This is a genomic window from Archangium violaceum Cb vi76, from assembly GCF_000733295.1.
Classification (GTDB): domain Bacteria; phylum Myxococcota; class Myxococcia; order Myxococcales; family Myxococcaceae; genus Archangium; species Archangium violaceum.
Genome location: NZ_JPMI01000291.1, coordinates 12,953 through 28,710, shown reverse-complemented (window position 1 = coordinate 28,710; position 15,758 = coordinate 12,953). Strand labels below are relative to the sequence as shown.

Sequence of the window (15,758 nt, the reverse complement as noted above, 5' to 3'; positions counted from 1 at the left end):
ACGGGCTCGCGATAATCTGGGGTGACGGTTTTTCTCTTCGATTTCCCTGGAGTTCTCCATGGCCCCCCGCATCGGTGATCCGCGGCCAGTTCCCCAGCAGCCCCAGCCCACGAGCACCCGGCCGGCCACCCCGGCGGTGACCCCTCCCGCGGCGAGGCCCGCCGCGCAGCCGCAGACCGCCGCTGGCAACGCGCAGGCGCAGCAGCAGGATCGGTTCGATGGGCCCATCAACCTGATCGGCCGGGCCGCCAACGCCGTGAAGAGCGTCACGGACACGGTCCTCGGGCTCGCGACGAAGACCACCAACGGACAGCGGACGTTCGGTCCCTTCAACCTCGGCAGCCAGCCCCGCTCGACGGTGGAGCCGCTGAACACGCGCGGGAGCCGCGCCGCGAGCGTGCTGGGCACGGCGGCCAGCGTCGCGCAGCTTCCGGGTGCCGCCTACACGGCCGTCCGGGACGCCCGCAACTTCATCCAGAACGCCACCGCGGAGAACGGCATCAAGGCGGCGGGCTCCGGGGCGAGCCTCGTCTCGACGGCCGCCAACGTGGCCAAGGGCGCCATCGAGACGGGCAACCTGATCCGCAACTTCCGGGGCATCCGCGACGCGGCCGCCCAGACCATCCTCCAGAGGGCGCCGGATGCCGCGCGCTCGGTGGTCAACCGCGTGGCCGGCGAGGCCGCGCAGCAGGTGCTCGATGGAGCCTCGCGCCAGGTAGCGCGCGGCGCGGCGGCTCGCGTGGCCACCGAGGGCCTGGAGGCCGCGGCCCGGGCGGGAGCCTCCGCCGCGCGTGGGGCCGCTCCTCACGTCCTGGCCGCCACCGCCGGCAGGGCCGCGTCCCGGTTCGTGCCGGGCCTCAACGTGGCGATCGCCGCGGCGGACACCGCCGCGTTCGGGGCGGAGGTGGCCAACGCCTTCCGCACCGGCGATCCGAACTGGGGCAAGCTCGCCACCGGCGGCATCACCGCGCTGGGCTCCATCGCCGCCGCGACGAACATCCCCGTGGTCAGCCAGGTGGGCGCGGCCGTGTCGACGGTCTCCAGCCTCGTCGGCTCGTTCTTCTAGCCGCCCCGGCACTCTGGACCTTCGGCCCCCGCCTCGGGTGTGTTATCGAAGGTCCAGAGCGAGGCACCATGGACGAAATCAAGGGGCTGCTGAACAAGATCCCCGCGGCGCTGGCGCTGGACAACGCGCCCGTGAAGCTACCGGAAGTGCAGGCCCCCTCCCTCGAGGGACTCACCGCGGAGTTGTCCCCCCGGCCCATCACCCAGGACGATCTCCTCGAGCGTCTGGCGGAGCTGGTGCGCGGGCAGGCGCGGCGGCGTGACCGCACCGGGGAAGAAACCGTGGCCCTGGGTGACGAGGTTCTGCTCGACACCATCGGCTATGCCCAGGGGCGCATCCTCCCGTTCTCCGTCCGGGAGAATGGGTGGGCCCTGGTGAATCCGGATCCCCTGTTGCCCGGCTTCTACGAAGCGCTGGTGGGCCGTCAGGTCGGGCTCTCCGTGGACATCGCGCTCACCCTCCCCCCGGACCATCCGGTCGAGGCGCTGCGCGGCGTTCCGGCGCGTTTCCTCGTGGATGTGAAGCAGGCGCGCGAGCTGACGCTGCCGGACCCCGGGTCTCCGGAGTTCATCGCGTCGCTCGGGCGTGGCGGCACGCTCCCGGAGGTCATGCGCCACCTGGGCGAGGAGCTCGCCAAAGAGCGCCTGGATGAGGCCGAGCGCGAGGCCCGGGAGCAGGTGCTCGACGTGCTGGTCGAGCGCGCCAGGGTGGAGGTGCCCACGGCGCTGGTGGATGAGGAGATCCGCCGCCGCTGGGTCGAGGCCGAGCGTCCGCTCCTCCAGCGCAAGGCCTTCGAGCCCGACGAGCTCCAGCAGGCGCTGGACGCCTGGCTCCAGGATCCGCTCACCCGGGCCGATGCCGCGCGGCGCCTGGGGATCGCCCTCGTGCTGGCCGCCATCGCCCGGCGGGATCGGATCCAGCCCCAACGCGAGGCGCTGGATTCGATCGCGGAGCTGCTGACGGGGCCGGCGAAGATCCCCCGCGAGGAGCTGAAGCGGGTGCTGCGAAGCGATGCGGCGGTGCAGGAGCGGCTCGCCAACGTGATGATGCAGCTGGCGGCCCTCGATCACGTCATGTCGAAGGTGAAGCTCACCGCGCCTGGCTCTGGCGCCTGACACCTCCAGCCATGGGCCTTCTGGAATCCTGGATGTTCCGCGGCTGGCCACGCCCCGTGCAGCCAGCCTCGCTCACGCTGGACCTGGGCTCGGCGCGCATGGGGACCATCGCCCTGGGGGCGCCCGCCCGCCTCCTGGCGGAGAACCTGGGGCCTCCCGTCTCCTACTGGCTGATGCGTCAGCGGGGGTGGTGGCTCTATCCGGAGCGTGGCCTGTCTTTCGAGGTGAAGAACGATCGCATCATCTCCATGGCCATCGTCGTTGCCCAGCCGGAGACGTCCCTGCTCCAGCGCTTCGTGGACCGGTTCCAGCCCTTCTCCGGGCTCGTGCGCCTCGGGCATGGCACGGAGCGCACGTCCAATCTCCAGGAGCGGACGTTCCGCGAGGCCCTGGGAACACCCGTGGAGACCGAGCGCGATCGGGAGGCGCTCGCGCTGACGTTCCGCGTGGGTGGGGTGCACGTGGAGACGGAGTTCCTCCCCAACGGACGTCTCAAGCACCTGGCGCTCTTCCCATGATGCATGCTCCACTACCCGCCCCCAGGTCGAGATGTACCTTCGTGCTCCAGCCCGGGAGCGGTTGTCCAAGCTGAGGGGGGGCCGTCGAGGCGACCGAAGCCGTGTCCGCCTCGACTCTCCGTTTCCCGCCGCATCGTGCGGGCCCATGGCGGAAACATCGAGGTGGTGAGTCAGGAAGGTGTCGGCTCGACCTTCCGCGTCCGGCTGCCGCCCCAGCGTTCCTCCGCGTAGTCCACGGGGCCCGCCCGCGCGCCTCCTGGCTCAGGGCTGCTTCGCCTGCTGGGAGCCGGGCGGTGCTAGCGCGCACCCACCTGGGCCTGCTCGGACAGACGGAAGGAGAACTCGGCACGGCGGTTCTTCTCCACGGCGCCCTCGTTCGCCGGACGCTCCTCACCGTAGGACACCACGGCGATACGCTGAGGCTCGACGCCCAGGCGCACGAGGTAGCTCCGCACGATGCCGGCACGGCGATGGCCCAGTGCCAGGTTGTACTCGGTGGTCCCCAGCTCGCACGTATGTCCCGACACCGTCAGCCGGACGCCCGGACGCTGGCGCAACGCCTGCGCGAGGCGCTCCAGCCTGTCCTGGTCCTCGGTCGCGAGGGTGGCGGAGTCGAGCGAGAAGTAGACCGGCGCGGCCTCGAGCGCCTCCGACGCCTCGTCGGCGTTGGAATGGCCATCCCGCCCGTTGTTCGCGGTCGTCGTGGACGGCGTGGACGCGACCGGCGGACCCGAGGGGGTGGGCGTGGGCTGGGTGGTGAGGGATTTGGCCGCGCAGCCCGAGAGGCCGAGCACCAGAACGACAGACAGGAGAGAGCGATTCAGGGTCATACCCAGACACATGAGCAAGGCCCATGCCGTCCAGGATGTCCCTGGGAAGCATGCGTGCCCATGCTTCCGGGACTGGCAAAGCGCAACGTTTCAGCGTTGCGAAATGCCGCCGTCGGCGCGCTCACGCCTGTGGATGGTGGAGACATCGATCCCCAACAACTCCGCCGCGCGCGTCTTGTTGCCTCCGCACCGGGCAACCACCCAGGCGATGTAATCACCCTCCAATTGCCGGAGTGGCACCACCTGCTCCTGCGCCGCCGCCAGCGGATGCATGTCTGGCACACCCGGAGAGGCATGGAGGCGCAGCAGGGAGAGGTCCACGGTGGGCTGGCTGCCGAGCACCACGAGGCGCTCGACGAGGTTCTCCAGCTCGCGCACGTTTCCTGGCCACGGCATGCGCGCCAGCTCCGCCACCACTTCCGGAGCCAGCGAAGTAACGGGGGAGCGTGGGTTGCGCGCACGCGCCTGGGCCAGGAAATGCTCGGCCAACATGGGAATGTCCTCCCGGCGCTCGCGCAGCGGGGGAATCCGGAGCGACACGACGTTGAGCCGATAGAACAGGTCCGCCCGGAAACGGCCCTCCTTCACCCGGGCCTCCAGGTCCTGGTGGGTGGCGGCGATGATCCGCACATCCACGCTGCGCGCTCCATCCGCCCCCACGGCCCGCAGCTCACCATCCTCGAGCACCCGCAGGAGCTTCGCCTGGAGCTCGGGAGGCATGTCTCCAATCTCATCGAGGAACAGGGTGCCGCCATCCGCCTCGACGAACAGGCCCCGGCGCGCCGTGGTGGCACCCGTGAAGGCGCCCTTCACGTGGCCGAAGAGCTCGCTCTCCAGCAGGGCATGCGGCAAGGCGGTGCAGTTGACCGCCACGAAGGGCCCCTGCCGCCGCGCGCCTTCCGAGTGGAGCGCCTGGGCCACCAACTCCTTTCCGCTCCCGCTCTCGCCGCGCACCAGCACCGGTGCGTCCGACTGCGCCACGCGCTCGACGAGCCCGTAGAGGGTCCGCATGGCCGCGCTGCGGCCGATCAGCGAACCAAGTCCACTGCGGTCCGCCGCCTGACGCTTGAGCGTCTGGTGCTCGACGCGCAGGCGCCGCTCCTCCAACGCCCGCTCCACGTAGAGCAGCACCTCATCCAGCCGGAAGGGCTTGGTGAGATAGTGGTAGGCGCCCCGCTTCATCGCCTCCACCGCGCTCTCCACCGCGCCAAAGGCGGTCATCAGCAACACCGGGAGGCAGGGATCCACCTTCCGCGCCTCGGCGAGCACATCCAGCCCGTCGACGTCCTTCATGCGCAGGTCGCACAACACGACGTCGTACAGGCGGGTCCGGAGCCAGGTGATGGCCTCCTCGCCGCTGGCCGCCACGTCCACGGCATGGCCGGCGTCCGTGAGCGGATCCTTCAACATCTCTCCCATCTCCACGTGGTCATCCACCACGAGGATCCGAGCGCTAGACGGCATGGTGTTCCTCCCAACGCGGGGCAGCCACCGGCCACCGCAGCGTGACGCAGGTGCCCCGGCCCGGCTCACTGTCGATCTCCACCTGCCCCCCATGATTGCGGACGATCTGCGCCACCATGGTCAGGCCCAGGCCCGTGCCCTGCCCCCGCTTCTTGGTGGTGAAGAAGGGATCGAAGACCTGGTGCAGGTGCTCCGGAGCGATGCCGCAGCCGTCGTCCTCCACCCGCAGCTCGAGCAGGCCCGGGGCCTCCGAGGCATTCCCGGACACCCGCGAGGCGCTCAGCCGCACCTGGCCTCCGGCGCCGCACGCGTCACAGGCGTTGAGGACGAGGTTGAGGAGCACCTGTTGGAGCTGATCGGCGTCGGCCGCGAGCGGGGGCAGGTGCTCGGACACCTCGACGTGAAGCTTCACGCGCCGGCGCTCCGCTTCGATGTGCATCAACTCCCGCAGCCCGTGCACGAGCGGGGCCAGGAAGACAGCACGTGCCTCCGCGGGCTGGAAGCGCGAGAAGTCGAGCAGCTGCCGGATGGTCCGGCTGACCCGGTCGATCTGCTCGATGATGGCGCTGAGGCCACGGCCCTGGGGGTGCGCCGCGCCGCCGAGCTTCCCCAACATGTACTCGGCGCGGCCCCGGATGATGCCCAGGGGCGTGCCAATCTCGTGGGCCACGCCCGCGGCGAGCACGCCCACCGTGGCGAGCTTCTCGGCCCGCAGCAGCTGGTCCTCCAGCATGCGCACGTTGCTCAGGTCCTCGAGCACCAGCAGGGTGCGCACGTCTTCATCCCCATGCTCCAACGGGACCGCATGGACGTTGTAGTGCCCCTTCTCGTTGAAGAGGCTGAGCGGCTCGGCATGCAGGCTGCGCACATGTCCGTCCCCGAGTGTGGCCGCCACCAGGGAGACGAGCCGCTGCACCACGTGCGCGGGCGCCGCGGGAAAAGCCTCGACGAGCGTGCTGCCCAGGGCGGTGGAAGGCAGCCGGGCCCTCAGGGCCTGGTTCACGGCGCTGATGCGTCCCTCCGCGTTCAGCGCGAGAACACCCGTGGGGATGTGATCGAGGATCTTCTGCGTCTTCTCGTGGAGGTGCGCCAGGCGGGCGGCGTGGCGGCGGCTCTCGTGCAGCGCCACGGCCCGGCGGTTGGCGAGCACGACGTAGGCCCCGAAGGTCAGGAGGAAGACGGCCACCAGGAGCGCGGCGAGCGACAAGCGCAGCACCAGCATGCGCTCATGGGTGCGCAGCGCTCGCGTGGAGGAGAGCGTGGCGACCGACCAGGAGGCCTCGCTCCGCATGCGGATGGGCTCGAAGGTGGCCACCACGTCGGCCTGTCCCATGCCGAGGCGTTTCGCCTCCGCCTCGCCGATCCGCAGCGTCCCGGCCTCCCCCGCGCGCATGCGGGAGACGAGCGTGTGCAGGCCGGGCACGAGGCCCTCGCCCCCCTGCCCCAACCGTTGGTGCCAGTCCGCCAGCTCCGGGTCGCTCAAGGGCGCGGGGTGCCCATGGAACCCGAGCAGCAACAACCGGGTGTTCTCGTCCGTCGTCACCAGGCGCAGCGGCGCGAAGAAGGGCTCGGTGTCCACCAGGAAGGCCACGGCTCCCCCGCCCCCGGGAGCCTCGCCGGGAATCGGGGTGGCGAAGACGCGCATCCACTTCGAGGCGCCATCCGCCAGGGGCCTCGAGGGGGTGATGCGCTCCAGTGGACCCGCGAGCGCCAGGCGCGCCGTGTCCGCCAGGGCGGCGGCCTGGGCCGGATCACGTGGCATGCGCTGCGCCCGGCGATCCACCAGGTGCAGCAGCTCCCGGCCATCCGGCGCATGGACGGCGATGGCCCTGTACTGCCCCACCGCCTCCAGCAGGGCCCGGAGCTCGCGGCGATGCTCCTCGGCGGAGCCCGGCTGGGCGAGCAGCTCGCCCGCGAACCGCAGATCATCTCCGAGATCCTCGAGCGCCTCGGCGACACCACGCGTGGCCTCCTCGAGCTGGGCTTGCCGCTCGCGCCCGAACTGCTCCACCAGCGCCTGACGGTCGCGTTGGATGAACCAGACAGCGCCCCCGGCGACGCTGGCCAGGGCCGACAGCAGGAGGAGCAGGGGGAGAAATGAGCGAGGCATGACAGGAGAGGGAGGCACCAGCCGGAGTCCGCGGATGATGGCAACGCAAGTCCGATGCCAGTCGTTCCCGGCTGTGGAGCCTCCCGCCCCTACCGGGGAACCGCCGCACAGCGCCATGCCGGGCTGGCACTTTGCCAGGGGGAAGGGAATGGGAGGCTGCCCGGAGACCGGGCACACAAGGGAGGCGTCCTCGGGTAAAGGAATTTCCAGGAGTGGAGGAAGAGATGACGCCAAGCCTGAGAGGACAACGCGCCGCGAGCGCCGCACTGCTGGGACTGGTGACGCTCGTCACGGCGGGCGCGCTCGTCGCCGTCACCACCTGGATGGGGCGCGACAGCGAGCCAGGCCAGGGCTCGACGTTCTCCGTGAGGCTGCCCGCCACGGATGCCCCCCGGTCCTCCCGATGAATCGGCCGCTCACGTCTGCACCGCGGCGGGCTCCAGTTCGGCGGCCACGCTGACGCGGCTGTAGAGCACCATGCCCACCACGATGAGCCCTGCCCCCACGAAGCTGAACGCGGAAGGCCACGACTCGCCCAGGAAGAGCACGCCCAGCAGCAGCGCGAAGAGCAGCTCGGTGGCCTGCGTGGCCTCCACGGCGGACAATCCCACCGGGTTGTTCGCCGTCATCTGGGCGGCTCGGAAGAACAGCGTGGTGGCGATCACTCCCGAGGAGAGCGAGACCCCCGCCGACTGCACCACCTGCCCCACCGGAGGCCACCCCACCCGCTCGTATCCGTAGGCCGCCACGCCCAGCCAGAAGGGCAGGCTCCCCAGCGTCATCCCCAGCACCCGCTGGCTGGCATCCAGGGAGACGCCCTCTCGCTCCAGGTGCAGCATCACCCGGCGGTTGCCCAGCGGGTACGCGACGGCGGAGATCACCACGAAGAGCAGCGCCAGCCAGGCGCTCGCGGGCATGGCGAGCTGGAAGTGCCCCAACTGCATGACGAGCACGCCCAGGACGATCAACGAGCCCATGCCCACGGCCTTGAGGGGGATGCGCCGGCGCGCGTCGGTGTAGATGAATGGCGACAACAGCGGACCGGCGAGCACCGTGAGCTGGAAGGTGCCGGCAATCAGCCACGAGGGCCCGTAGTCCGCCGACACGGTGAGGAACGCGTAGAAGACGCCGAAGCCCACGCTGCTCCAGAGCAACCACTCGCCCGGGTGCCTCCTCAGCTCGGCCCCCAACGGCCGCAAGCCTCCATGGGCCGCCACCAGCACCGCCATGAGGGGCAACATGATGAAGTAGCGCAGCGACGCGCTCCAGGCCCAGAACCCACCCTCCGCCGCCATGTTGCGGTTGAGCACGTAGGTCATGGTGAAGAACAGCGCCGAGGCCAGTCCGAGCAGGATCGCCAACAGGGCCGAGGAGGACTTTTTCATGGGGTGACGTGCACGCGGAAAAACCCTGGTTATCATGGGTTGCCCCGTTCCAAGGAACCCCCCGTGAGCTCCATCCTCATCCGCGTGGTCTGTGGTCTGCTCTTCGCCGCGATGGCCCTCGGGGCCCTGGTCCACCCCCCCGCCAACCTCAACCAGGGTCTGGGCATGCTCCTGCCGGGGGCCATGCTGCTGAACTACGCCATCAAGGGCCCGCGCCGCTCGACGATTCCGAAGAAGCCCGCGCCGGCCCCCGCCCACACGCCTGGCGACTCCGGGACCACCCAGGTGTGAGACACCACCCGGGCGGAGGGCTCAGGGACCGCCGGGCGGCAACACGACCGGCAGGGCCTGGAAGTCCTCCGGACGCTCCACCGTGAGGGCCTCCTCCACCGAGCGGAGGACCCGCCCGTCGCGCAGCATCAGCGGGTGGAGGATGACGGGGAAGGTCCGCTCCCGCGCTCCGGCCAGTTGGGAGGAGCGGGCCGGGATGATCATCAGATCCAGCGGTGTCCAGAGGGTGAAGACCTGGACGTCCCCGAAGGGCGCCTCATCCGCGGCGAGCCCCCGCAGCAGCTCGCTGTTCGGCCGCATGTCGCGTGCGCCGGGGTTGGCCCGCAACCAGCCCATGAGCGTTCCCGCGTGGGGACCGGAGATGGACACGAAGCGGCGCACGTGGTTCCGCCCCTCCAGCCGCTGCAGGTAGTAGCGGCTGACGAGCGCTCCCATGCTGAAGGCCACCACGTCGATCCGCGCATGGCCCGTCCGCGCGCGCAGGCTCTCGGCCGCCCCGGCCACCTGCTCGGCCATGACGGAGATGGGAGCGTCCCCGTTGTTGGGCTTCAGCTCGATGATCCGCACGTCCTGGAAACCGGCTCGGGCCAGCGCGTCCGCGAGCGGCGCCAGGGTCCTCGCGTCGTCGTCGATGCCGTGCACCAGGAGCACGGGCACCCGCTCGGAGGCAACGGCGGGGGATGGCGCGGTGGCTGGGACACGTGCGGAGGCGGAGGTCATGGAGATGGCTCCGCACGAGCATGTCGCCATCGCCAGCAGACACGCAACCAGGCGCGTCACCGGAGTGTTTCCGTTCCCGTTCCTCATGGATAGCAGAGGGCCATGGGTATCGAGGTCATCGGCGCTTCCGATACGGCGTCGAACTCGCGGCAGACCGCCGGCTCCCGGGTACGGGTCTCCGTCTCCACGGGAGGGGCAGCCGAAGGAGTCTCGGAGGGCGGCGAGGCCGCGGAGACAACCGGGACCTCGGCCACGGTCGCCGGCTTCGGGGTGCCGGGTTTCGGCTCTCCGCCCCCGGGCCCGAGCAGTCCGATGACCGCGGGGTGGACCCTGGTGGCGAAGTACCGGCCGCCCGCCAACGTGAAGTGGACCCCATCCTCCATCTTCAGCCGCATCGGCTTGCGGAAGCCCTCGACCCGGGCCTCCTTCAGGAGGCCGCCCTTCGCGTCGGTGAAGAACGGCTTCGTCTCGAGGTACTTCGAGGCCTCATGGGCCGACACCGCCTCGCGCAGGATGCGCCGGATGATGCCCAGCTTGCGCTCGAACTTCGGCAGCCCGGTGTACGGCAGCTCGACCCAGAGGATCTTCCGGCCGGGCGCATGGAGGACGCCCAGGAAGTCCACGACGCGCTGACGGTACGCGTCCTCCCAGCCCGTGGCGCCCCACTGGACCTTCGCCTTGCCCTTCTCGTCCGTGAGCCCCTGCCCGTCATTGCCGCCCATGATGACGACGACGACATCCGGCCGGTGGCGCTCGACCTCCTCGCGCCCCACCGCCATCCAGTCGAAGAAGTCCGGGCGGGCGAGCCCGGTGGAGGACTTCGCCCGCCGCATGGCGCGGGTGCCCGGGTGCTCGTTCAGCGACTTCTCGAGGTACTCGCCGAAGCTGGTGACGATGAGGCTGTCCCCGAGCAGCAGCACCGTCCGGGCCGGAGGGGCTTCCGGCTTTCCGTCCGGCGCCGGGTCCGCCCGCACCACTCCGGTGGACAGGACGGCGAGGCACACGAGCACACGAGCGAGGTGGGTCTCCATCTCGCGCGCAAACTACCGCGCCCGTGCGCGACTGAGAACAAATCGGCCTGGCCCTTCCCCGCCCGCCCGGTGGAGGAGAGACCGGGCATCTCAACCCGGGACACTCATGAAGAGCATCCGCGTCAGGAACCGGAAACCCACCCGCTCATAGATACGTCCGGCCTCCTCGGTGATGGTGCTCAGGAACAGCACGTCCACGCCCCGCGCGAAGGCCTCCTGAGCCACGAGGGACGTCACCGCGGTACCGAGTCCCCGCTTGCGGAAGCGCTCGAGCGTCGCCACGCCGCCGAGCTCGGCGATGCCTTCCCACGGTGGGGTGAACGTGCCGACCACGGCGGGCTGCCCCTCCACATCCCCCACCACCGCCCTGCCCTCCCGGAGTTCCTCCAGCGTCTCGGAGACATCCTCCTCCGAGGCCTCATAGGGCTCGCCCGGCGCGAAGGCCCGCCGCGAGGTATGGTCCTCTCCAAGCTCGGCCAGTACCCCGAGCTCTCATGGGCGCTATGGGAAGGTGACCTCTGGGATGTTGAAACCTCCATTCCAGAGGGTTGGCATCACGGGCTATCTTCCCGGGTGGTTGCCGTTTCAAGGGGCCCCGCATGGCGAAGGACCACGCACTCGTCGCCCGGAAGCGCCCTGACGGGGACAGCCTCAGCACATTCCTGATGGCGCTGGCGCCCTGGGAACACAGCGGGTGGGCGCCGAAGGAAGGATGGGGAGGGAACGGGCGTCGGCCACATTGGGCTGGAGGGCTCCAGACCCTCCTGCTCGCAAGCTGCCTCGTGGCCAGCATGAGCGCGGCCGGCGAGGAGTCGAGACGCGTGAGGGTGACGCTCTCGGCCGACGCACCTGCGCGGGCCAAAACCCCCAGTCCCCGCCTGGAAGACTGGAAAGGCGGCGTGCTCTCCCTCCGGGTGATGGACCCCGGCACCCTCGTGGTGAAGGCAGGCGATGAGGTTGTCGCCGCAGGTGGGCTGCTCTGGGGGGAGGGCACGCGGCTGCGGGTGGAGCCGCTCATGGGCCACCCGCCCGCACCGCTGCCCCGGCTGGTGAGCCCCGAGCCGGGCCGGGAGGAGGTGGAGGTGGACGTCCCGGAGGCAGTGGGCGCCGGAGAGTTGCTCACCCTCACTTATGACTGGGGTTGGAACCACAAGGCACCCTTGGAGCGCACCTGGCGCCTTCCCCCCATGGAGGACATTCCACCCGAGTGGCTGGAGGACGAGCAGGTTGAATCGGAGCGGGAGGACACGCCCGAGGACGGGGAGGATGGCGCGCTCACCTTCCTTCCGGCCCAGGAGGCTTCCTTCCCCGTGCAGATGGACCCGGAGCGGCCCGAGCTGCTCTGGGTGGCCGGGTACGCCTCGCGTGAGGACATCGCCTCGCGTCTCTTCGGGGATGGCGCGGCGGCGGGCGCTTTCGACCTCGTGCCCCGTTCACCTCCCTCCAGCGCCGCTGAAGGACTCCAGGTCTGCGTGCGCGTGCGCCACCCGCCAGCGCTCGTGCCACAGGTGCTCGCCCCCCTGCGCAGTACCCTGGAGGCGCAACTGGAGACGGATGTCGCCTGGAGCCGCTCCCAGCTCTCGGCGGGCGCCCTGGACAGGGCCGCGGCCGCCGCGCTGGTGGAACGCGGCCTGCGCTGGGCCCAGCGCTCGGACATTCCTGATGAGGCCGGGCGGAGCTACTTCGACCGCTACCTCCAGGCGCTCGGCCCCTGGCGGGACGAGGACTGGCCTTCCCTGGGCGAAGCCGCCGAGCCCCTGCGCAAGGCCGTCGCCCTGCGCTCCCAGCGCTTCCAGACGAGCTACCGCGTCACGGATGGCTCGCCCGTCCTGGCTCCGGGCAGCGTGGTGGGCCGCTTCTATTCGTCCGACGGCTCCAGCGTCCAGGTGCGCGCCCTGCTGCTGCTCACCGAGGAGACGTCGCTGGAGCGGGCGGAGCTGCGGGTGCGCAACGCTCCCCGCGGAACCCCGCGCGTCATCCTCCCCGGGAAGGACGGGCTCTGGCGGGGCTACAGCGCCGAATTCAACACCACCCCCGGAGCTTCCGAGCCGCTCGAGAGTCCCGAGGGCAACATCTACTGGTACTACCCGGGCACGCTCCTCATCCGCCCGGGGGACTGGCGGCCGGGGCTGGGGGCCGGTACGGGCGGGTTGGCCGCCCTGCGGCGGGAGCTTCTCCAGACAGCCCTCGCCACGGCGACACCGCAAGCGCCCCAGCCGCTGCTCGCCCTCGACCATGACGTGCTCTCCCTGCTCACCCCGGACGAGCGACTGGGCGTCTTCGACACCCTCCTCACGGGCCCCGCGCTCATCTCGGACATGAGGGAGGACGCGGTGCACCTGCTCACGCGGGTGCTGCTGTCCACGCCGGACGGAGAGTTCCCCCCTCTGGAGCGCAAGCTCACCTCGAGTGGGGCGCTGGAGAAACTGCTCGGCAGCAGTGCACCGGACAACAAGTTATCGCTGGGACAGGCCTTCACCCAGAAGGCGCTCGCCTCCTTTCCCCTCACCCTGGACGTCCTCGAGTCCCTGCCTGGCTTCCACCTGGGACGAGAGGGCGAGACGACGCACCTGCTCAACGTCCCCCATGGGCGGGTGTCCACGGTGTTGGTGGCGCCGGAGGACTGGGAGCCACAGCAGGGCGTGCGTCTGGGAGCCGAACCCGCTCTGCCCGGAGAAGCGGTGGGACCCTCCAAACGCACGGCCCTGTACTTCCAACCGGTGCAGCAGGAATTCCAGGCGCGCTACTTCTCCTCCGTGGACGAGCTGCCCCGCAGCCGCGCCCTGCACCCGCTGGAGTGGGTCCGGGTGGAAGTCCATGGGCCGCGGCCTCGCACGCACCTGATGACGGCCATGGAGCTGGCCCTGCTCGCCTCCTCGCCGGACGCGTCGCTTGTCTGGTCGGCGGTGAGCCGCGTCAGCGAGTTGCACCTGGTGTACGGCGCTGTGTCCGCCCTGACGACGGCGCCCCTGTGGACAGGCGTGCCAGCCTCCGCCGCGCGGGGCGGCACGCTGGCGGGGGCGCGCACAGCGGCGGTGCGCCTGTTCGTGGGCCGCATCTCACTGGTGGCGGTACTGGCTGGAGTGGACACGTACCGGGACGAGCTGTCGCGGACGCCCGAGGGACGGGCATTCCTCGCGGTGCACGACCTGGCCCTGGTGGTGATGGCTGGCCGGGACATCCACCAGCTGGCCACCTCGGGCATCGGACGCGAGCTGGTACACCGCAGCAGGCTGGCGTTGAGCGCGGCGGGTGCCCGGGCCTCGTCCGGCCTGCGTGAGTCGGTGGAGTCCGTCCAGGCCCTGGTGAAGACGCTGGAGCGGATGCTCGCCGAGGGCAAGGTCGTTGCGACACCGGACGGACTGCGGTTTTCCCTGCCCGGCGGTGCCGAGGCCTTCAAGCAGGCCTTCTTCGCCATCCGCGGGGAGATGGCCGCCGTACGGGCCCTCGGCGGCATTCGCGGCGCGGGGCTCGCGGCAGACGGGGCCGAGAAGACGCTGGAGGCGCTCAAATTGCTGGCGGCGGAGAGCCAGGAGATGGCGCTCGCCTACGGCGCGGTGGCACGGCGTGCAGCGGCGCTGCCGGCCGACAAGGCCCAGGCCTACCTCGCTGCCGTGGAATCGCTGCGCGCCTCCTCCCGCAGCAACGTAAGACCGGCACTGGCGCAACTACTCAAGCGTTCAGGCTCACGAAGCTTGACGGATCCACATGTCTTTCTGAGGGAGGCGGAGTGGCTCGTCAGTCACCCGGAACTGGAAGCCGAGGCAGTGGCTACACTGGCGGGGAAGGCGTGTAGGGACAAAGTGGACCTGGGCTGGCTGCGCTCAACGGGGCTGGCCCTGGAGTACCTCAACTTCATGGGCAGAAACGAGAAGACGGCTTGGAAACTGTTCCAGCAAGCGGCAGCGGAACCGTGGAACTTAGCGGTGCAACGGCGGGCGCGTGAGCAACTCCGGGGCATTGCAATGGAGATGCTCACAGAGCGCAATGCTCAGAAGCTATTCCCGGGCTTCCGGCTCACGGGACGACAGGTGCCATTGGAAGGGGGGCACGTCATCGACAATGAGCTAACGGCGATGCTTGGCTTGCGGCTTCAGCATGGAGTGGAAGCAAAGGGCTGGAACAAGGAAAGGTGGCGCATGGCGCTCAATGCGTGGGATGCCAAGCAAGGTACGGAACCGATCAGCGAACAGCAGGCTGCACTAGCAGATCAATTGAAACACCTGCTCGAACAACTCGCTGATGCGGCGAAGGCGCCTCGAGGGTTGCCGTTCCTCGTCATCACAGACAAGCTCAGCGGGCCGACCAAAACCAAGCTGGACATTTTCCTCGGCAAACATGCACGAGGCACCAAGCTCATTCAAATAGAGGAGACTCAAATTCTGGAGCAGACGAAGCAGTTGCGCGCCGCATTCAAGCTGCCCGAGGCTCTGACCGGGGGTGCACCATGAGCCGGTGGCCTCTCTGGGCGGTTCTGGCTCCAGGCGAGCCCGCACAGCTGGAGAGCCGCGCCCTGGCCATCGCGATGCCGGACTGGGAAGAGGAGGATGGAGACGAGCCGCCCTTCGAGGTCATCCCCGGCAGTGGCCGTTACCACGCTATCGTGGGGGTTGACCCCATCGACATCGGCGCCGAGATGCAAATCGCCAAAGCCCTGTCGCTCGAATGTGATGAGCCCGTGTACTCGATTGAGCGCGCCAACGACCCCTGGACCGTCATGTCCTGGCGAAGCGGTGCACCTGATGTGTTGGAGGTGAGCCCAGACGGCTTGGCGAAGTCTCTCGGCTCACCACTGCCCGGCGGCGGGAAACCACTGAACCACGCCGCGGCAACGCCGTTGCGGCATGTCGCCTTGGTGGAAGGCGTCCGGGCCTACGAGGCACATCGGGCGCTGGAGGATGATTACGGGAGACCACTCCCTCCGGGGCGATACCACCTGGAGGACACACCACGAGGTCTCCGTGTCTCTAGCGGAACGGGCGACATAGGATTCGCTGATGTGAACCTGTCCGAGCGGCTCCCCAATGCAACTGTCTATGGAGTGATGGCCTCCCCAGGACTGGACGTCTTCGTTGTCAACAGACTTGAAGGAGGCGAGTGCATCGGGCAATTTGCGCAGCCGCCTCGGGAGGATTCATTCATGCCAGTTGTCAGCGACATCAAAGGCGAGAGTTCGCCCGAGCGGATCCTCGCGGCGCTGGGCATCCCAGCGGAGTGGTTCCGGTGAG

General features: G+C 69.7%; 14 protein-coding genes and 1 pseudogene. 8 read left to right on the top strand and 7 right to left on the bottom strand.

All coding sequences use genetic code 11. The annotated features are described in order from the left end of the window. Nucleotides 1–58: 58 nt before the first annotated feature. The 4 genes and pseudogenes from Q664_RS39840 to Q664_RS62770 all read left to right on the top strand — a co-directional run. Complete coding sequence (locus Q664_RS39840) at nt 59–1,066, top strand: hypothetical protein (protein WP_043408570.1); 1,008 nt, start codon at nt 59–61, stop codon at nt 1,064–1,066. A gap of 68 nt (nt 1,067–1,134) precedes the next feature. Continuing rightward, nucleotides 1,135–2,181: a trigger factor gene (locus Q664_RS39835; RefSeq protein ID WP_052519244.1), complete on the top strand. Its 1,047-nt coding sequence runs from the start codon at nt 1,135–1,137 to the stop codon at nt 2,179–2,181. A gap of 56 nt (nt 2,182–2,237) precedes the next feature. After that, nucleotides 2,238–2,699 carry a hypothetical protein gene (locus Q664_RS39830; RefSeq protein ID WP_160174603.1) on the top strand — a complete coding sequence of 154 codons (462 nt, stop codon included), beginning with the start codon at nt 2,238–2,240 and terminating at the stop codon, nt 2,697–2,699. A 114-nt stretch (nt 2,700–2,813) separates the two neighbouring features. After that, nucleotides 2,814–2,930 (top strand): annotated as a pseudogene (locus tag Q664_RS62770) (ATP-binding protein); the annotation flags it as partial. A gap of 65 nt (nt 2,931–2,995) precedes the next feature. On the opposite strand, the gene Q664_RS39825 reads toward Q664_RS62770, so the two are convergent. The 3 genes from Q664_RS39825 to Q664_RS39815 all read right to left on the bottom strand — a co-directional run bounded on the left by Q664_RS39825 (nt 2,996) and on the right by Q664_RS39815 (nt 7,103). Then, nucleotides 2,996–3,529 (bottom strand): OmpA family protein, encoded by a 534-nt coding sequence (locus tag Q664_RS39825; RefSeq protein ID WP_235217068.1) that lies wholly within the window; start codon nt 3,527–3,529, stop codon nt 2,996–2,998. 90 nt (nt 3,530–3,619) lie between these two features. Next, nucleotides 3,620–4,993: a sigma-54-dependent transcriptional regulator gene (locus Q664_RS39820; protein WP_043408560.1), complete on the bottom strand. Its 1,374-nt coding sequence runs from the start codon at nt 4,991–4,993 to the stop codon at nt 3,620–3,622. Then, nucleotides 4,983–7,103, bottom strand: coding sequence for a two-component system sensor histidine kinase NtrB (locus Q664_RS39815; protein ID WP_043408556.1), 2,121 nt, complete (start codon nt 7,101–7,103; stop codon nt 4,983–4,985). Before Q664_RS39815 ends, Q664_RS39820 begins: the two co-directional genes overlap by 11 nt. 224 nt (nt 7,104–7,327) lie before the next feature. Between Q664_RS39815 and Q664_RS39810 the strand changes: the two genes are divergently transcribed. Continuing rightward, the gene (locus Q664_RS39810) at nt 7,328–7,510 is read left to right on the top strand and encodes a hypothetical protein (RefSeq protein ID WP_152622607.1); all 183 of its coding nucleotides are present in this window, start codon (nt 7,328–7,330) and stop codon (nt 7,508–7,510) included. Nucleotides 7,511–7,519: 9 nt separating this feature from the next. Here the strand turns inward: Q664_RS39810 and Q664_RS39805 are convergent, their stop codons facing one another. Beyond that, nucleotides 7,520–8,488, bottom strand: a complete 969-nt coding sequence (locus tag Q664_RS39805) for a DMT family transporter (protein ID WP_043408551.1) — start codon at nt 8,486–8,488, stop codon at nt 7,520–7,522. A gap of 63 nt (nt 8,489–8,551) precedes the next feature. Here Q664_RS39805 and Q664_RS39800 point away from each other — a divergent pair, with 63 nt between their 5' ends. Beyond that, on the top strand, nt 8,552–8,779 hold the full coding sequence (locus Q664_RS39800; protein ID WP_043408548.1) for a hypothetical protein: 228 nt from the start codon (nt 8,552–8,554) through the stop codon (nt 8,777–8,779). A 21-nt stretch (nt 8,780–8,800) separates the two neighbouring features. Here Q664_RS39800 and Q664_RS39795 read toward each other — a convergent pair whose 3' ends face one another. The 3 genes from Q664_RS39795 to Q664_RS39785 all read right to left on the bottom strand — a co-directional run bounded on the left by Q664_RS39795 (nt 8,801) and on the right by Q664_RS39785 (nt 11,010). Further along, nucleotides 8,801–9,499, bottom strand: coding sequence for an esterase/lipase family protein (locus Q664_RS39795; protein ID WP_063934846.1), 699 nt, complete (start codon nt 9,497–9,499; stop codon nt 8,801–8,803). A gap of 83 nt (nt 9,500–9,582) precedes the next feature. Next, nucleotides 9,583–10,530 (bottom strand): SGNH/GDSL hydrolase family protein, encoded by a 948-nt coding sequence (locus tag Q664_RS39790; protein ID WP_084610733.1) that lies wholly within the window; start codon nt 10,528–10,530, stop codon nt 9,583–9,585. A gap of 90 nt (nt 10,531–10,620) precedes the next feature. Next, nucleotides 10,621–11,010: a GNAT family N-acetyltransferase gene (locus tag Q664_RS39785; protein ID WP_084610731.1), complete on the bottom strand. Its 390-nt coding sequence runs from the start codon at nt 11,008–11,010 to the stop codon at nt 10,621–10,623. A gap of 419 nt (nt 11,011–11,429) precedes the next feature. Between Q664_RS39785 and Q664_RS39780 the strand changes: the two genes are divergently transcribed. Next, nucleotides 11,430–14,981, top strand: a complete 3,552-nt coding sequence (locus Q664_RS39780) for a hypothetical protein (RefSeq protein WP_043408545.1) — start codon at nt 11,430–11,432, stop codon at nt 14,979–14,981. After that, on the top strand, nt 14,978–15,757 hold the full coding sequence (locus Q664_RS39775; protein WP_043408542.1) for a hypothetical protein: 780 nt from the start codon (nt 14,978–14,980) through the stop codon (nt 15,755–15,757). Before Q664_RS39780 ends, Q664_RS39775 begins: the two co-directional genes overlap by 4 nt. Nucleotide 15,758: the final 1 nt, after the last annotated feature.

What these genes read in the sequence shown, in the direction of transcription:
- Q664_RS39840 (WP_043408570.1), top strand. Translation starts at nt 59, where the DNA reads ATGGCCCCCCGCATCGGTGATCCGCGGCCAGTTCCCCAGCAGCCCCAG.
- Q664_RS39810 (WP_152622607.1), top strand. Translation starts at nt 7,328, where the DNA reads ATGACGCCAAGCCTGAGAGGACAACGCGCCGCGAGCGCCGCACTGCTG.
- Q664_RS39835 (WP_052519244.1), top strand. Translation starts at nt 1,135, where the DNA reads ATGGACGAAATCAAGGGGCTGCTGAACAAGATCCCCGCGGCGCTGGCG.
- Q664_RS39805 (WP_043408551.1), bottom strand. Translation starts at nt 8,488, where the DNA reads ATGAAAAAGTCCTCCTCGGCCCTGTTGGCGATCCTGCTCGGACTGGCC.
- Q664_RS39775 (WP_043408542.1), top strand. Translation starts at nt 14,978, where the DNA reads ATGAGCCGGTGGCCTCTCTGGGCGGTTCTGGCTCCAGGCGAGCCCGCA.
- Q664_RS39795 (WP_063934846.1), bottom strand. Translation starts at nt 9,499, where the DNA reads ATGACCTCCGCCTCCGCACGTGTCCCAGCCACCGCGCCATCCCCCGCC.
- Q664_RS39815 (WP_043408556.1), bottom strand. Translation starts at nt 7,103, where the DNA reads ATGCCTCGCTCATTTCTCCCCCTGCTCCTCCTGCTGTCGGCCCTGGCC.
- Q664_RS39790 (WP_084610733.1), bottom strand. Translation starts at nt 10,530, where the DNA reads ATGGAGACCCACCTCGCTCGTGTGCTCGTGTGCCTCGCCGTCCTGTCC.
- Q664_RS39825 (WP_235217068.1), bottom strand. Translation starts at nt 3,529, where the DNA reads ATGACCCTGAATCGCTCTCTCCTGTCTGTCGTTCTGGTGCTCGGCCTC.
- Q664_RS39820 (WP_043408560.1), bottom strand. Translation starts at nt 4,993, where the DNA reads ATGCCGTCTAGCGCTCGGATCCTCGTGGTGGATGACCACGTGGAGATG.